The 16,018-nt window shown below is 56.6% G+C and carries 13 protein-coding genes; 11 read left to right on the plus strand and 2 right to left on the minus strand.

Features of this window, described 5'->3' with window-relative positions; all coding sequences use genetic code 11:
* Positions 1-2 precede the first annotated feature (2 nt).
* The 4 genes from ACOTY5_RS03595 (at position 3) to ACOTY5_RS03610 (ending at position 3,239) form a co-directional block, all read left to right on the plus strand.
* Positions 3-1,232 carry a winged helix-turn-helix domain-containing protein gene (locus tag ACOTY5_RS03595; protein WP_045142738.1) on the plus strand — a complete coding sequence of 410 codons (1,230 nt, stop codon included), beginning with the start codon at positions 3-5 and terminating at the stop codon, positions 1,230-1,232.
* Positions 1,233-1,277: 45 nt separating this feature from the next.
* Positions 1,278-1,460 (plus strand): protein YcaR, encoded by a 183-nt coding sequence (gene ycaR, locus ACOTY5_RS03600; RefSeq protein ID WP_003858220.1) that lies wholly within the window; start codon positions 1,278-1,280, stop codon positions 1,458-1,460.
* Positions 1,457-2,203 carry a 3-deoxy-manno-octulosonate cytidylyltransferase gene (kdsB, locus tag ACOTY5_RS03605; protein ID WP_045142739.1) on the plus strand — a complete coding sequence of 249 codons (747 nt, stop codon included), beginning with the start codon at positions 1,457-1,459 and terminating at the stop codon, positions 2,201-2,203. Before ycaR ends, kdsB begins: the two co-directional genes overlap by 4 nt.
* 142 nt (positions 2,204-2,345) lie before the next feature.
* Positions 2,346-3,239: a YcbJ family phosphotransferase gene (locus tag ACOTY5_RS03610; protein ID WP_003858216.1), complete on the plus strand. Its 894-nt coding sequence runs from the start codon at positions 2,346-2,348 to the stop codon at positions 3,237-3,239.
* Here ACOTY5_RS03610 and elyC read toward each other — a convergent pair.
* Positions 3,216-3,995, minus strand: coding sequence for an envelope biogenesis factor ElyC (elyC, locus tag ACOTY5_RS03615; protein ID WP_045142740.1), 780 nt, complete (start codon positions 3,993-3,995; stop codon positions 3,216-3,218). The two genes, ACOTY5_RS03610 and elyC, sit on opposite strands and share 24 nt — an antisense overlap.
* A gap of 120 nt (positions 3,996-4,115) precedes the next feature.
* Between elyC and cmoM the strand changes: the two genes are divergently transcribed.
* From cmoM to ACOTY5_RS03650, 7 genes are all read left to right on the plus strand, one after another.
* Positions 4,116-4,895 (plus strand): tRNA uridine 5-oxyacetic acid(34) methyltransferase CmoM, encoded by a 780-nt coding sequence (gene cmoM / locus ACOTY5_RS03620; RefSeq protein ID WP_003858212.1) that lies wholly within the window; start codon positions 4,116-4,118, stop codon positions 4,893-4,895.
* 3 nt (positions 4,896-4,898) lie between these two features.
* Positions 4,899-6,221, plus strand: a complete 1,323-nt coding sequence (gene mukF, locus ACOTY5_RS03625) for a chromosome partition protein MukF (RefSeq protein WP_015570962.1) — start codon at positions 4,899-4,901, stop codon at positions 6,219-6,221.
* Positions 6,202-6,906, plus strand: coding sequence for a chromosome partition protein MukE (gene mukE / locus ACOTY5_RS03630; protein WP_017384823.1), 705 nt, complete (start codon positions 6,202-6,204; stop codon positions 6,904-6,906). The genes mukF and mukE overlap by 20 nt, the downstream gene beginning before the upstream one ends.
* A complete protein-coding gene (mukB, locus tag ACOTY5_RS03635) occupies positions 6,906-11,354 on the plus strand; it encodes a chromosome partition protein MukB (protein ID WP_062934082.1) in 4,449 nt (1,482 codons plus the stop codon). The genes mukE and mukB overlap by 1 nt, the downstream gene beginning before the upstream one ends.
* A 179-nt stretch (positions 11,355-11,533) precedes the next feature.
* Positions 11,534-13,357, plus strand: a complete 1,824-nt coding sequence (gene ldtD, locus ACOTY5_RS03640; RefSeq protein WP_015570960.1) for a L,D-transpeptidase — start codon at positions 11,534-11,536, stop codon at positions 13,355-13,357.
* Positions 13,358-13,532: 175 nt separating this feature from the next.
* A complete protein-coding gene (locus ACOTY5_RS03645; protein WP_003858202.1) occupies positions 13,533-14,084 on the plus strand; it encodes a YcbK family protein in 552 nt (183 codons plus the stop codon).
* A 20-nt stretch (positions 14,085-14,104) separates the two neighbouring features.
* On the plus strand, positions 14,105-14,752 hold the full coding sequence (locus tag ACOTY5_RS03650) for an MBL fold metallo-hydrolase (RefSeq protein WP_032619969.1): 648 nt from the start codon (positions 14,105-14,107) through the stop codon (positions 14,750-14,752).
* Positions 14,753-14,805: 53 nt separating this feature from the next.
* Here ACOTY5_RS03650 and ACOTY5_RS03655 read toward each other — a convergent pair whose 3' ends face one another.
* Complete coding sequence (locus ACOTY5_RS03655; protein WP_045142741.1) at positions 14,806-15,996, minus strand: amino acid aminotransferase; 1,191 nt, start codon at positions 15,994-15,996, stop codon at positions 14,806-14,808.
* Positions 15,997-16,018: the final 22 nt, after the last annotated feature.

A 16,018-nucleotide genomic window follows, 5' to 3' on the forward strand; every position in this document is an offset into this window, starting at 1 on the left:
GCATGTCTCTACCGCAATTCTCACTTGCAGCCGCACGAAACCTGCATCTTGCCGCCCAGGGGCTTCTGAAAAAGCCCCGCCGCCGCGCGCAGCCAGCTGATATCCTCTCTACCGTGCAACGCATGTCGTTGCTGCAAATCGACACCATTAACATCGTGGCGCGTAGCCCGTATCTGGTCCTGTTTAGCCGCCTGGGAAACTATCCTCCGCAGTGGCTGGATAATGCGCTAAATCAGGGCGAACTGATGGAATACTGGGCGCATGAAGCCTGTTTTCTCCCGCGAAGCGATTTTGCCCTGATGCGTCACCGCATGCTCGCCCCGGACAAAATGGGCTGGAAATACCGTCCGGAGTGGATGGTGGAACACGCGGATGAAATAGAGCAACTGATTGCCCATATTCAGGAAAACGGGCCGGTACGCTCCGCGGATTTTGAACACCCGCGAAAAGGCGCAAGCGGATGGTGGGAGTGGAAACCGCACAAACGCCATCTTGAAGGGCTGTTTACGTCGGGCAAAGTGATGGTGGTCGAGCGCCGCAACTTTCAGCGCGTCTATGACCTCACGCACCGTGTTATGCCTCACTGGGACGATACGCGTGACCTGCTGTCTCAGGACGCAGCCGAAGCCATCATGCTCGGGAACAGCGCCCGCAGCCTTGGCATCTTCCGCCCACAGTGGCTGGCGGATTATTATCGTCTGCGTCAGCCGCAGCTAAAACCACTGCTGGAATCGTGGCAGCGCGAACAGCGCGTCATGCCGGTCTCGGTAGAGTCGTTAGGTGAAATGTGGTTGCATGCGGATTTGTTCCCTCTGCTGGCGCAGGCGCAGGAGGGCAAACTCCAGGCGACCCACAGTGCCGTGCTGTCGCCGTTCGACCCCGTTGTCTGGGACAGAAAGCGGGCCGGGCAGTTGTTTAATTTCAGCTACCGTCTGGAATGCTACACTCCGGCGCCCAGGCGGCAGTATGGTTATTTTGTTTTGCCGCTGCTGCACAAAGGCCAGCTAGTCGGGCGCATGGACGCTAAAATGCACCGTAAAACCGGCATGCTTGAAATTATCGCGCTCTGGCTTGAAGAGGGCATAAAGGTGACGGCTGGCCTGGAAAAAGGGTTAACGACTGCGCTCAGTGAATTTGCCCGCTGGCAGGGGGCGCATGAAATTGTACTCGGTCGCGTGCCTGCGGGGCTGTTTACGACCTGTCGAGGTGGCTGGGAAACAGGCACTCCCTGAAAAGGGAATGTGATAAGCTTTAGCGATTACCCATACGGAGGAAATATGGATCACCGTTTACTTGAAATTATTGCCTGCCCGGTGTGCAACGGCAAACTGTATTACAGCCAGGATAAACAAGAGCTGATTTGCAAACTGGACAGCCTGGCGTTCCCGCTGCGTGACGGTATTCCGGTCCTGCTGGAAAATGAAGCCCGTTCCCTGGTGGCAGAAGAGATCAAACCATGAGTTTTGTTGTCATTATCCCTGCGCGTTATGCTTCAACGCGCCTGCCAGGTAAACCGCTGGTGGATATCAATGGCAAACCGATGATTGTGCATGTCCTTGAACGGGCACGCGAATCGGGCGCCGGACGCATCATCGTCGCCACCGATCACCCGGATGTTGCGCGCGCGATTGAGGCCGCGGGTGGGGAAGTGTGCATGACCCGTGCCGATCATCAGTCAGGCACCGAGCGCCTGGCGGAAGTCGTCGAAAAATGCGGTTTCAGCGACGAGACGGTGATTGTGAACGTGCAGGGCGATGAGCCGATGATCCCGGCGGCGATTATCCGTCAGGTGGCCGACAACCTGGCACAGCGTCAGGTCGGGATGGCGACCCTCGCGGTGCCGATTCACCACGCTGAAGAGGCGTTCAATCCGAATGCGGTGAAAGTGGTCATGGACGCAGAGGGCTACGCGCTCTATTTCTCCCGCGCCACCATTCCGTGGGATCGCGATCGTTTCGCGCAATCGAAAGAGACAATCGGCGAAACCTTCCTGCGCCACATCGGTATTTACGGCTACCGCGCCGGCTTTATTCGTCGCTACGTCGCCTGGGCACCAAGCCCGCTGGAGCATATTGAAATGCTCGAACAGCTTCGCGTGCTGTGGTACGGCGAGAAAATTCACGTTGCGGTTGCCCAGGAAATCCCAGGCACCGGCGTGGATACCCCTGAAGATCTCGAGCGCGTACGCGTCGAAATGCGTTAATTCGCTGGCATCCCCTCGTCTGGGGGGATGCTCTCCCGCCAGGCTATTTTCCTTTTCTTTTTCATTATTGATCTCTACCGGGTGACATCCGGGTTTCGCGCGCTCATTATAAAAGCAGTAGTCTTAATGGGGGTAATCTCATATGGAACAGCTGCGTGCTGAACTCAGCCATCTCCTTGGCGAAAAGCTAAGCCGGGTGGAATGCGTGAATGAAAAGGCCGACACCGCACTCTGGTCGTTGTACGACAGTCAGGGAAACCCCATGCCGCTGATGGCCAGAAGTTTTACCTCGCCGGGCGTCGCCAGACAGCTGGCCTGGAAAATGTCGATGCTGGCGCGGGAAGGGACTGTCCGCATGCCGACGGTCTACGGCGTGATGACCCATGAGGAGCATCCCGGCCCGGATGTTCTGCTTATCGAACGTTTACGCGGGGTTTCTGTTGAAGCCCCGACGCGTACACCGGAGCGCTGGGAACAGCTGAAAGATCAGATTGTCGAGGCTCTGCTTGCCTGGCATCGGCAGGACAGCCGGGGTCTTGTTGGCGCGGTGGACAGCACGCAGGAAAACCTGTGGCCGCTGTGGTATCGCCAGCGTGTTGAAGTGCTGTGGGGCACGCTGAACCAGTTCAACAACACCGGTTTAACGATGCAGGACAAACGTATTTTATTCCGCACCCGGGAGTGTCTGCCGACGCTGTTTGAGGGCTTTAACGACAACTGCGTGCTGGTTCACGGCAATTTCACGCTGCGCAGTATGCTTAAAGACTCGCGCAGCGACCAGCTGCTGGCGATGGTCGGGCCGGGGATCATGCTCTGGGCGCCGCGCGAGTACGAACTGTTCAGGCTGAGCGAGGGCGGGGCGGCGGAAGATTTGCTCTGGCACTATCTTCAGCGCGCCCCTGTTGCGGAGGCCTTTCTCTGGCGACGCTGGCTCTATCTTCTCTGGGATGAGGTGGCGCAGCTGGTCAACACCGGGCGCTTTAATCGCGCCAGTTTCGATCTGGCCGCAAAATCACTCCTGCCCTGGCTTGCCTGACGAACCTTTGAGCCACTGCCAGAGGCGGCCAAGCGTCTCGTAGCCGACACGATCGCTGTGCATCAGCCATACCGGGGACGGGATTATCCGTTCCCACGGATTGAGCGGGGCGTCAATAGCCATCTGGTTTGCCGGAGCAGGAAGCGGATGCAGGCCCTGCTTCACAAAGAAAATCATTGCGCGCGGCAGGTGTGAAGCAGAGGTCACCAGCAGGAACGGTACATCACCGATGGCCTGTTTCACCGCCGCCGCCTCTTCTTCGGTATCTTTTGGGCTATCCAGCGTGATGATGGCGGAACGTGGTACGCCAAGCGATTCAGCCACTCTTGCTCCTGCTTCAGCGGTACTGACCGGGTTGGTTTTTGCCGCAGCGCCCGTGAAGATCATCTTCGATCCCGGATTGGCCAGCCACAGGCGGATCCCCTCGTTCAGGCGAGGCAGGCTGTTGTTGATCAGGTTCGAGCTGGGCGCCCAGTTCGGATCCCAGGTATACCCGCCGCCCAGCACCACGATATAGCCCACCTTCTGATTTCCCTGCCATGTCGGGTAGGTGTTTTCAATCGGACGTAATAAACCGTCAGCGACCGGTTGCAGGCTGAGTAACAGCAGCGCCAGCCAGCCCACGGTAACGAGGGATTTACCGCTTTTCTGAAAACGGCTAAACCATATCAATGCCAGCCCCAGCGCGATGAGAAGCAACAGCAGGGGAAGGGGAAGCATCATGCCTCCGATATATTTTTTTAGGGTAAAAAGCATCCTTTTTGGTTCCTTTTTTAACCATACAGCAGGCGATTGTCGGTGATATTACACCAGAGTGGTTCATTCTCCGCGCGGGTGTGACAAAATAGCGGTTTTGTAGTGAGTGGAACCCTCCCAATGCGGGATCGCAATTTTGATGACATCGCGGAAAAGTTTTCGCGCAACATTTATGGCACCACCAAAGGTCAGCTTCGTCAGACGATCCTCTGGCAGGATCTGGACAAGCTGCTGGCTGAATTCGGTGACCGACCGTTGCGCGTGCTGGATGCCGGCGGTGGGGAAGGTCAGACTGCAATTCTGATGGCGCAGCGGGGACATCACGTCACGCTTTGCGATCTTTCTGCCGAGATGGTTGCGCGCGCAGGGCGAGCGGCAGAAGAGAAAGGTGTGAGCGACAACATGCATTTTATACATTGCGCCGCTCAGGACATTCCGCAGCATTTGGAAACGCAGGTTGATCTGATATTGTTTCATGCTGTGCTCGAATGGATCGCCGAACCACAAGCGATGTTAAAAACGCTGTGGTCGATGTTGCGCCCGGGCGGTGCGTTATCGCTGATGTTTTACAATGCCAACGGCCTGCTAATGCGAAACGTGCTGGTCGGCAATTTTGGCTATGTACAGCAGGGCATGTATAAAAAGAAACGACGCACGCTTTCACCGGATTTCCCCCGTGAACCGCAGCAGGTCTATGGCTGGCTGGAGGAGATCGGTTGGGAAATTACCGGCAAAACCGGCGTGAGGGTGTTTCATGATTATCTGCGTGATAAACAAAAACAGGATGACTGTTTAGACGCCTTAACAGAAATAGAGACGCGGTACTGCCGCCAGGAGCCTTATCTGAGCCTTGGCCGCTATATACACGTCACCGCGCGCAAGCCGCAGATGCAAGGATAATCTATGAGTGAATTTTCCCAGACAGTCCCCGAACTGGTTGCCTGGGCCAGGAAAAACGATTTCTCCATCTCGCTGCCGGTAGACAGACTCTCATTCCTGCTGGCGGTTGCGACGCTAAACGGCGAACGCCTGGATGGCGAAATGAGTGAAGGCGAACTGGTGGATGCGTTCCGCCACGTCAGTGATGCGTTTGAGCAAACCAGCGAAACCATTAGCGTGCGTGCCAACAACGCAATCAATGATATGGTGCGTCAACGTCTGCTGAACCGCTTTACCAGCGAGCAGGCGGAAGGAAACGCCATCTATCGTCTTACGCCACTGGGCATTGGCATTACCGACTATTACATCCGCCAGCGCGAATTTTCCACGCTGCGTCTCTCCATGCAGCTCTCTATTGTTGCAGGCGAGCTGAAGCGTGCCGCCGACGCGGCTGATGAAAACGGTGATGAATTCCACTGGCATCGCAACGTTTACGCGCCGCTGAAATATTCGGTTGCCGAGATTTTCGACAGTATCGATCTGACTCAACGTCTGATGGACGAACAGCAGCAGCAGGTGAAAGACGATATCGCTCAACTGCTTAATAAAGACTGGCGTGCGGCCATCTCCAGCTGTGAACTCTTGCTGTCAGAAACGTCGGGTACGCTGCGTGAGTTGCAGGATACGCTGGAGGCGGCGGGAGATAAGCTACAGGCCAATCTGCTACGCATCCAGGACGCGACGATGGCGCACGACGACCTGCATTTTATCGACCGTCTGGTGTTTGATTTGCAGAGCAAGCTTGACCGCATTATCAGCTGGGGCCAGCAGTCGATCGACCTGTGGATCGGTTACGACCGCCACGTGCATAAATTTATCCGTACCGCCATCGATATGGATAAGAATCGCGTCTTTGCTCAACGTCTGCGCCAGTCGGTACAGACCTACTTCGATGCGCCGTGGGCGCTGACCTACGCCAACGCCGATCGTCTGCTGGATATGCGCGACGAAGAGATGGCGCTGCGTGATGAAGAGGTCACCGGTGAACTGCCGCCGGATCTGGAATACGAAGAATTTAACGAAATTCGCGAGCAGCTTGCGGCGATGATTGAAGAACAGCTCGCTGTCTACAAAACCAGACAAGCACCGCTGGATCTTGGCCTCGTGGTACGCGACTATCTGGCGCAGTATCCGCGCGCGCGCCACTTCGATGTTGCCCGCATTGTTGTAGACCAGGCGGTGCGCCTGGGCATCGCACAAGCCGATTTCACCGGACTGCCGCCGAAGTGGCAGCCGATTAACGATTACGGAGCCAAGGTACAGGCGCATGTCATTGACAAATATTGAACACGTGATGCCAGTTAAGCTGGCACAGGCGCTGGCGAATCCGTTGTTTCCGGCGCTGGATAGCCAGCTGCGTGCCGGTCGTCACATTGGCCTTGACGAGCTGGATAATCACGCCTTTTTGATGGACTTTCAGGAGTACCTGGAAGAGTTTTACGCTCGCTATAACGTTGAGCTGATCCGCGCGCCGGAAGGGTTTTTCTACCTGCGCCCGCGCTCTACCACGCTTATTCCGCGCTCGGTGCTTTCCGAACTGGATATGATGGTCGGCAAAATTCTCTGCTACCTCTATCTCAGCCCGGAACGTCTGGCGAATGAAGGGATCTTCACCCAGCAGGAGCTTTACGATGAGCTGCTGTCGCTGGCGGATGAAAGCAAGCTGCTCAAGCTGGTTAATAACCGCTCAACGGGGTCCGATCTGGACCGTCAGAAATTACAGGAAAAAGTTCGCTCTTCCCTGAACCGTCTGCGCCGTCTGGGAATGGTCTGGTTCATGGGTCACGACAGCAGCAAGTTCCGTATTACCGAATCGGTCTTCCGTTTTGGCGCCGACGTGCGTGCGGGTGACGATGCGCGTGAAGCGCAGCTGCGCATGATCCGCGACGGTGAAGCGATGCCGGTGGAAAACCATTTGCAGCTCAATGACGAGCACGAAGAGAATCAGCCGGATAGCGGGGAGGAAGAGTAATGATTGAACGCGGTAAATTTCGCTCACTAACGCTGATTAACTGGAACGGCTTCTTTGCCCGAACCTTCGATCTGGATGAGCTGGTGACAACGCTCTCCGGCGGTAACGGGGCGGGTAAATCCACCACCATGGCGGCCTTCGTGACGGCGCTTATCCCTGACCTGACCCTGCTGCACTTCCGTAACACCACTGAAGCGGGCGCCACGAGCGGCTCTCGTGATAAAGGTCTGCACGGTAAGCTGAAAGCGGGCGTCTGTTATTCAGTGCTGGACGTGATCAACTCCCGCCATCAGCGCGTGGTTGTAGGCGTGCGTCTGCAACAGGTTGCTGGCCGCGACCGTAAAGTAGATATCAAACCGTTTGCGATCCAGGGACTACCAACCTCCGTACAGCCGACCGCGCTGCTGACGGAAACCCTGAATGAACGTCAGGCGCGCGTCCTCACGCTCCAGGAGCTGAAAGACAAGCTGGAAGCTATCGAAGGCGTGCAGTTTAAGCAGTTTAACTCCATTACCGACTATCACTCTCTGATGTTCGATCTCGGCGTGGTAGCCCGTCGTCTGCGCAGCGCGTCAGATCGTAGTAAATACTACCGTCTGATTGAAGCCTCCCTGTACGGCGGTATCTCCAGCGCCATTACGCGCTCCCTGCGCGACTACCTGCTGCCGGAAAACAGCGGCGTGCGTAAGGCTTTCCAGGATATGGAAGCCGCGCTGCGTGAAAACCGCATGACGCTGGAAGCGATTCGCGTCACACAGTCTGACCGCGACCTGTTTAAGCACCTGATCAGCGAAGCCACCAACTACGTGGCGGCGGACTATATGCGCCACGCCAACGAGCGCCGTATTCATCTCGACCAGGCGCTGGAGTATCGCCGCGAGCTGTTTACCTCCCGCAAACAGCTGGTGGCTGAGCAGTATAAGCATGTCGAAATGGCGCGCGAACTGGGCGAGCACAACGGTGCGGAAGGGGATCTGGAAGCCGATTACCAGGCGGCCAGCGATCACCTGAACCTGGTGCAGACCGCGCTGCGTCAGCAGGAAAAAATCGAGCGCTATGAAGCCGATCTGGATGAGCTGCAAATTCGTCTTGAAGAGCAAAATGAAGTGGTGGCCGAAGCCGCCGATTTGCAGGAAGAGAACGAAGCCCGCGCGGAAGCCGCCGAGCTGGAAGTGGATGAGCTGAAAAGCCAGCTTGCTGATTACCAGCAGGCGCTGGACGTGCAGCAGACGCGTGCGATTCAGTACAACCAGGCGTTGCAGGCGTTGCAGCGTGCCAAAGAGCTGTGCCATCTGCCGGACCTGACCCCGGAAAGCGCTGACGAATGGCTGGATACCTTCCAGGCCAAAGAGCAGGAAGCCACTGAGAAACTGCTTTCTCTCGATCAGAAAATGAGCGTGGCGCAAACGGCGCATAGCCAGTTTGAGCAGGCGTACCAGCTGGTGGTGGCGATCAACGGTCCGCTGGCGCGTAACGAAGCGTGGGACGTTGCCCGTGAGCTGCTGCGCGACGGCGTCAATCAACGCCATCTGGCCGAACAGGTGCAGCCGCTGCGCATGCGCCTGAACGAGCTGGAACAGCGTCTGCGTGAACAGCAGGAAGCCGAGCGTCTGCTGGCGGAATTCTGCAAGCGTCAGGGTAAAAATTACGATTTCGACGAGCTTGAGGCCCTGAACCAGGAGCTGGAAGCGCGTATTGCGGCCCTGTCGGATACCGTATCGAACGCCAGCGAACAGCGCATGACGCTGCGTCAGGAGCTGGAACAGCTTCAGTCCCGTTCGAAGACGCTCTTACAGCGTGCGCCGATCTGGCTGGCCGCACAAAGCAGCCTGAACCAGCTCAGCGAACAGTGTGGCCAGGAGTTTTCCTCCAGCCAGGACGTCACCGAATACATGCAACAGCTGCTGGAGCGCGAGCGTGAAGCGATTGTTGAGCGTGACGAAGTGGGTGCGCGCAAGCGTGACGTCGATGAAGAGATTGAGCGTTTAAGCCAGCCTGGCGGCTCAGAAGATCCGCGCCTGAATGCCTTAGCCGAGCGTTTCGGCGGCGTGTTGCTGTCTGAAATTTACGACGATGTCGGCCTGGACGATGCGCCGTACTTCTCCGCGCTGTACGGTCCATCCCGTAACGCGATTGTGGTGCCGGATCTGTCGCTGATTTCTGACCAGCTTGCAGGGCTGGAAGACTGCCCGGAAGATCTCTACCTCATCGAAGGGGATCCGCAGTCGTTTGATGACAGCGTATTCAGCGTCGACGAGCTGGAAAAAGCGGTGGTGGTGAAAATCGCCGATCGCCAGTGGCGCTATTCGCGCTTCCCGGAACTGCCGCTGTTTGGCCGCGCCGCGCGTGAAAACCGTATTGAAAGCCTGCACGCTGAGCGCGAAACGCTTTCTGAGCGTTTTGCAACCCTGTCGTTTGATGTTCAAAAAACGCAGCGTCTGCATCAGGCGTTCAGCCGCTTTATCGGCAGCCACCTGGGCGTTGCCTTTGAGCCCGATCCGGAAGCTGAAATTCGCAAGCTCAACACCCGCCGTGGTGAGCTGGAGCGTGCGCTTGCCAGCCATGAAAATGACAACCAGCAAAGCCGCGTGCAGTTCGAGCAGGCGAAAGAGGGCGTTGCGGCCCTTAACCGCATCCTGCCGCGCCTGAACCTGCTGGCGGACGATACGCTCGCCGACCGCGTAGACGAAATTCAGGAACGTCTGGACGAAGCGCAGGAAGCGGCGCGCTTTGTGCAGCAGCACGGCAATCAGCTGGCAAAACTGGAGCCGATGGTTTCCGTTCTCCAGAGCGACCCGGAACAGTTTGAGCAGTTAAAAGAGGATTATGCCTGGTCACAGCAGGTGCAGCGCGAAGCGCGTCAGCAGGCGTTTGCCCTGACGGAAGTGGTGCAACGTCGCGCACACTTCGGCTACTCCGATTCAGCAGAAATGCTGAGCGGGAACAGCGATCTTAATGAAAAGCTGCGCCAGCGTCTTGAGCAGGCCGAAGCAGAGCGTACGCGCGCCCGTGAAGCGATGCGTACTCACGCCGCACAGCTGAGCCAGTACAGCCAGGTCATGGCCTCGCTGAAAAGCTCCTTCGACACCAAGAAAGAGCTGTTAAACGATCTGCATAAAGAGTTGCAGGACATCGGCGTTCGCGCCGACAGCGGTGCAGAAGAGCGGGCGCGTATTCGCCGCGATGAGCTGCATGCTCAGCTCAGTAACAACCGCGCGCGTCGTAATCAGCTGGAAAAAGCGCTGACCTTCTGTGAAGCAGAGATGGACAACCTGACGCGACGCCTGCGCAAGCTGGAGCGTGACTATCATGAGATGCGTGAACAGGTTGTGACCGCGAAGGCGGGGTGGTGCGCGGTGATGCGCATGGTGAAAGATAACAACGTGGAGCGTCGTCTGCATCGTCGCGAGCTGGCGTACCTGTCAGCCGATGAACTGCGCTCTATGTCGGATAAGGCGCTGGGCGCGCTGCGTCTGGCGGTGGCGGATAACGAACACCTGCGCGACGTGCTGCGTATGTCCGAAGATCCGAAGCGTCCTGAGCGCAAAATTCAGTTCTTCGTGGCGGTTTATCAGCACTTACGCGAGCGTATTCGTCAGGACATCATCCGTACCGACGATCCGGTGGAAGCGATCGAACAGATGGAGATCGAACTGGGCCGTTTGACGGAGGAGCTGACCTCCCGCGAGCAGAAGCTGGCAATCAGCTCCCGCAGCGTGGCGAATATTATTCGTAAAACCATTCAGCGCGAGCAGAACCGTATCCGTCAGCTGAACCAGGGCCTGCAAAGCGTGTCGTTTGGCCAGGTCAACAGCGTGCGGCTGAACGTGAACGTGCGTGAGGCGCACTCCACGCTGCTGGACGTGTTGTCTGAACAGCACGAACAGCATCAGGATCTGTTCAACAGTAACCGCCTGACCTTCTCCGAAGCGCTGGCGAAGCTATATCAGCGTCTGAATCCGCAGATTGACATGGGCCAGCGTACGCCGCAAACCATCGGCGAGGAGCTGCTGGACTACCGCAACTATCTGGAAATGGAAGTTGAGGTTAACCGTGGCTCAGACGGCTGGCTGCGCGCGGAATCCGGTGCGCTCTCTACCGGTGAAGCCATCGGTACCGGTATGTCGATTCTGGTGATGGTGGTGCAGAGCTGGGAAGATGAAGCGCGTCGTCTGCGCGGCAAAGACATCTCGCCATGCCGTCTGCTGTTCCTCGATGAAGCCGCGCGTCTCGACGCCCGCTCCATCGCCACGCTTTTTGAGCTTTGCGAGCGACTCGATATGCAGCTCATCATCGCGGCGCCGGAAAACATCAGTCCGGAAAAAGGGACAACCTATAAGCTGGTGCGTAAGGTGTTCCAGAACAGTGAACACGTACACGTCGTGGGCCTGCGTGGTTTCGCCCCGCAGCCACCGGAGTCATTACCGGGCACGGCTGACGCCTCTTAACCCGGGGTGCGACAAATAGCGGCGCTCATGCGCCGCTTTTTTTATTCACTTAACTTGTGTTCAGGGCTGCGTTATCTTTAAACTTCTTTACATAAGGTAAGGCAGCAGCGAGTATGCCTTTCTATACTGAAGGAAAGCTCCAGAATAATGGGCATGTCGTGAAAAACAGGGGGCAAGGGATGTTGCTTAAGAAAAATCGTGGTCGTCAGCTGTCTGCGCTGAGTTTGTGCCTGACAGTGATGTTTGCTCCACTGTTTACCGCTCAGGCCGATGAGCCTGAAATTGTACCGACTGACAGCTCCGCGACGATGGGCGCGCAGCCGACGTCGCTGTCACAACCGCTGGATCAGTCTCCGGCGACGGCCATCATGGCCGGCATTAAACCGCTGCCGGAAGGCATCGATACTGAATCATTACGCCAGCAGCTTATGACCGGCCTGCCCTCGGGCTATACTCCCGCTTATATTAACCAGCTCACGCTGCTTTACGCTGCGCGCGATATGAAACCGATGTGGGAAAATCGCGAGGCGGTACGAGCCTTCCAGCAGCAGCTGGCTGAAGTGGCGATTGCAGGCTTTCAGCCGCAGTTCACGACCTGGGTTGAGCTCCTGACCGACCCTGCCGTTTCCGGACAGGCGCGTGACGTGGTGCTGTCTGATGCCATGATGGGCTACTTACAGTTTGTGGCGGGGATTTCGGTGAACGGCAACCGCTGGTTATACAGCAGTAAACCGTACAAGCTGGCGACGCCTGCGCTGTCCGTCATTAATCAGTGGCAGCTGTCGCTGGATAACGGCGAACTGCCGCGCTTTATCGCAAGCCTTGCGCCTGCCCATCCGCAATATGCCACGATGCATCAGTCGCTTCTTGAGCTGGTCGCGGATTCCCGCCCGTGGCCTCAGCTGCGTGGCACCACAACGCTGCGTCCGGGGCAGTGGAGCAGCGATGTGCCTGCGATCCGCGAAATTATGAAACGCTCCGGCATTCTCGACAGCGGCCCTAAAATTGCGCTGCCCGGTGACGAGACGCAAAATGCGGTCGTCAGCCCGTCGGCGCCGGTAAAAGAGAAAACGGCCGTTGCGTTGAGCAATAAGCCCGCCGCTTACGATCGCGAGCTGGTCGCCGCAGTGAAGCAGTTCCAGGCCGCGCAGGGGCTTGGCGCTGACGGCGTGATTGGTCCATCTACTCGCGACTGGCTGAACGTCTCTCCGGCCCAGCGGGCAGGGGTGCTGGCGTTGAATATCCAGCGCTTGCGCTTGCTGCCGGGCACGTTATCCACCGGCATTATGGTCAACATTCCGGCGTACTCCCTGGTCTACTATCAGGACGGTAGCGAAGTGCTGGCGTCCCGCGTGATTGTCGGCCGACCTGACCGAAAAACGCCAATGATGAGCAGCGCGCTGAATAACGTGGTGGTTAACCCGCCGTGGAACGTGCCGCCGACGCTGGCGCGCAAAGATATCCTGCCTAAGGTATGGAATGACCCGGGTTATCTGGAGCGACACAACTATACGGTGATGCGGGGCTGGAACAGCAAAGAAGCGATTGATCCCTGGATGGTCGACTGGTCAACGATTACGCCTTCGAACCTGCCGTTCCGTTTCCAGCAGGCACCGGGCGCACATAACTCGCTGGGACGTTACAAATTCAATATGCCAAGTTCGGACGCTATCTACCTGCATGATACCCCGAACCATAATCTGTTCCAGAAAGACGCTCGCGCGCTCAGCTCGGGCTGCGTTCGCGTGAATAAGGCCTCGGAGCTGGCGAATATGCTGTTGCAGGATGCAGGCTGGAACGATACGCGGATATCAGATGCCCTGAAGCAGGGGGATACGCGTTACGTCAATATCCGCCACAATATTCCGGTCAATCTTTACTATCTGACGGCGTTTGTAGGCGCGGACGGACGCACCCAGTATCGTACAGATATTTACAATTATGATCTGACAGCGCGATCCGGCGCACAAATTTTGCCAAAAGCGGAACAATTAATCAGGTAAATGAAGTAGTTCGGTAAAAATGATTGTCGTAAGTTATGGTGAATATGAGGCGATCTGGCTGCAAGCCGCGTATTCACTGGGGTTGGGCGCCTTGACGTAGCAGGCTTTGCCAGTTATGGTGCCCTTCGTGCGCTAAGCATATTGACAATTTCTTTTACCTGTAGACCTGATTATCATGGACAAATTTGACGCTAATCGCCGCAAATTGCTGGCGTTAGGTGGCGTTGCGCTGGGCGCAGCAGCCATCCTTCCGACGCCAGCATTTGCCACCCTCTCGACACCTCGTCCGCGTATTTTAACGCTCAACAATCTGCATACTGGTGAGACGCTTAAAGCGGAATTTTTCGATGGCAGAGGCTATATTCAGGATGAATTAGCAAGACTCAACCATTTTTTCCGTGATTTCCGCGCGAATAAAATCAAAGCCATCGACCCTGGATTATTCGATCAGCTTTACCGCTTGCAGGGACTGCTGGGGACCAAAAGGCCGGTGCAACTCATTTCTGGCTATCGCTCTCTGGATACCAACAATGAACTGCGCGCCCACAGCCGTGGGGTAGCGAAAAAAAGCTATCACACTAAAGGGCAGGCGATGGATTTCCATATTGAAGGCGTTTCGTTAGCCAATATTCGCAAAGCGGCGTTATCTATGCGCGCAGGTGGTGTAGGATACTACCCACGTAGCAACTTTGTGCATATTGATACCGGGCCGGTTCGGCACTGGTAATAACGAAACACAGGAGCAGTATGAACTATCGTATTATTCCGGTTACCGCGTTCTCACAGAACTGTTCATTGATCTGGTGTGAACAAACTAAACTGGCCGCGCTTGTCGATCCCGGTGGAGACGCCGGGACAATCAAGCAGGAAGTCGCTGCCAGCGGTGTAACGCTGATGCAGATTTTACTCACCCATGGTCATCTCGACCATGTGGGTGCAGCGGCTGAACTGGCTGAACACTACGGTGTGCCGATTATCGGCCCGGAAAAAGAAGATGAGTTCTGGCTTCAGGGGCTGCCTGCCCAAAGCCGCATGTTTGGTCTGGATGAGTGTCAGCCACTGACACCGGACCGCTGGCTGAACGAAGGCGATCGAGTTAACGTAGGGAATGTAACTTTACAGGTGTTGCATTGCCCAGGGCATACGCCCGGCCATATCGTCTTCTTTGATGATGTGTCGCGCCTGCTGATTTCCGGTGACGTGATTTTCAAAGGGGGCGTAGGACGCAGCGATTTCCCACGCGGCGATCACGGTCAACTGATTCAGTCGATTAAGCAGAAGTTATTGCCGTTAGGTGATGATGTGACGTTTATCCCTGGACACGGACCAATGTCGACGCTGGGCGATGAGCGGTTGCATAACCCGTTCCTTCAGGATGAAATGCCTGTCTGGTAAACCCGGTAAAATAAAAAAGCCTGCGCGATGCAGGCTTTTTTTATGGGTGCAGGTTACAGCACCACGACAATGGCTTCGCACAGCGGCGCCATGTTGTCAGGCGTCATACCTGCAACGTTCACGCGGCCAGAGGCAACGGCATACACGCCAAACTCTTCACGCAGGCGCAGCACCTGCTCTTTGGTCAGGCCGCTGAAGGAGAACATGCCGTTCTGCTTGATGATGAAGCTGAAGTCACGGTCAGCGCCTTTCTCAGCCAGCGTGTTCACAAACAGCAGACGCATGCGCTGAATGCGCTGACGCATATCGTTCAGCTCTTGTTCCCAGATTGCGCGCAGCGCATCGTTGCTCAGGATCGTCGCGACCACAGACGCACCGTGTGCCGGTGGGTTAGAGTAGTTAGCGCGGATCACGGACTTCATCTGGCTGAATGCGCGATCGACGGTTGCTTCGTCAGCAGCCACCAGCGTACAGGCGCCGACACGCTCGTTATACAGACCAAAGTTCTTGGAATAGGAGCTTGCGACAATCAGCTCCTGATGCACGGCGGCGAATGCGCGCAGACCTTCTGCATCTTCTTCCAGACCACGGGCAAAGCCCTGGTAAGCGAAGTCGAACAGCGGCAGCCAGCCTTTTTCAACGGACAGCTTAGCCAGCTGTTCCCACTGTTCAAGCGTAGGATCGATACCGGTTGGGTTATGGCAGCAGCCGTGGAACAGCACCACATCGCCCGCCTGGGCTTCGCTCAGGCTGGCCAGTAGACCGTCGAAATCCAGCGCGTGGTTTGCCGCGTCGTAGTAGGCGTATTCACGCACTTCCAGACCCGCAGAATTAAAAACGCTCTTGTGGTTCGGCCAGCTTGGATTGCTTACCCACACACGCTTCACAGAGGTGTTTTTCGCCAGGAAATCTGCCGCTACGCGCAGTGCGCCGGTACCGCCTGGGGTCTGCGCCGTGCGGGCGCGTTTTTCGCTCACAATGGTGCTGCCTTTGCCGAACAGCAGCTCCTGGGTGCAGCGACCAAATTCAGGGATACCATCAATACCGAGGTAGTTTTTGGTGGTTTCGTTTTCCAGCAGATACTGCTCAGCTTTTTTGACGCTGGTCAGTACCGGAGTTTTGCCGGTTTCATCTTTATATACACCAATACCCAGGTTGATTTTGCCAGGGCGGTCGTCGGCACGAAACAGATCGGCCAGGCCCAGAATTGGGTCGGCAGGAGCGGCAGTAATGTTCTCAAACATGACGAAGTTCCATTGTGATTAC

The organism is Enterobacter cloacae complex sp. SHL018 (genome assembly GCF_049237905.1).
Taxonomy (GTDB): domain Bacteria; phylum Pseudomonadota; class Gammaproteobacteria; order Enterobacterales; family Enterobacteriaceae; genus Enterobacter; species Enterobacter hormaechei_C.

Excerpts from the sequence above, each read along its gene's own strand:
- ACOTY5_RS03595 (WP_045142738.1), top strand. The coding sequence starts at position 3 with ATGTCTCTACCGCAATTCTCACTTGCAGCCGCACGAAACCTGCATCTT.
- ycaR (WP_003858220.1), top strand. The coding sequence starts at position 1,278 with ATGGATCACCGTTTACTTGAAATTATTGCCTGCCCGGTGTGCAACGGC.
- kdsB (WP_045142739.1), top strand. The coding sequence starts at position 1,457 with ATGAGTTTTGTTGTCATTATCCCTGCGCGTTATGCTTCAACGCGCCTG.
- ACOTY5_RS03610 (WP_003858216.1), top strand. The coding sequence starts at position 2,346 with ATGGAACAGCTGCGTGCTGAACTCAGCCATCTCCTTGGCGAAAAGCTA.
- elyC (WP_045142740.1), bottom strand. The coding sequence starts at position 3,995 with ATGCTTTTTACCCTAAAAAAATATATCGGAGGCATGATGCTTCCCCTT.
- cmoM (WP_003858212.1), top strand. The coding sequence starts at position 4,116 with ATGCGGGATCGCAATTTTGATGACATCGCGGAAAAGTTTTCGCGCAAC.
- mukF (WP_015570962.1), top strand. The coding sequence starts at position 4,899 with ATGAGTGAATTTTCCCAGACAGTCCCCGAACTGGTTGCCTGGGCCAGG.
- mukE (WP_017384823.1), top strand. The coding sequence starts at position 6,202 with ATGTCATTGACAAATATTGAACACGTGATGCCAGTTAAGCTGGCACAG.
- mukB (WP_062934082.1), top strand. The coding sequence starts at position 6,906 with ATGATTGAACGCGGTAAATTTCGCTCACTAACGCTGATTAACTGGAAC.
- ldtD (WP_015570960.1), top strand. The coding sequence starts at position 11,534 with ATGTTGCTTAAGAAAAATCGTGGTCGTCAGCTGTCTGCGCTGAGTTTG.
- ACOTY5_RS03645 (WP_003858202.1), top strand. The coding sequence starts at position 13,533 with ATGGACAAATTTGACGCTAATCGCCGCAAATTGCTGGCGTTAGGTGGC.
- ACOTY5_RS03650 (WP_032619969.1), top strand. The coding sequence starts at position 14,105 with ATGAACTATCGTATTATTCCGGTTACCGCGTTCTCACAGAACTGTTCA.
- ACOTY5_RS03655 (WP_045142741.1), bottom strand. The coding sequence starts at position 15,996 with ATGTTTGAGAACATTACTGCCGCTCCTGCCGACCCAATTCTGGGCCTG.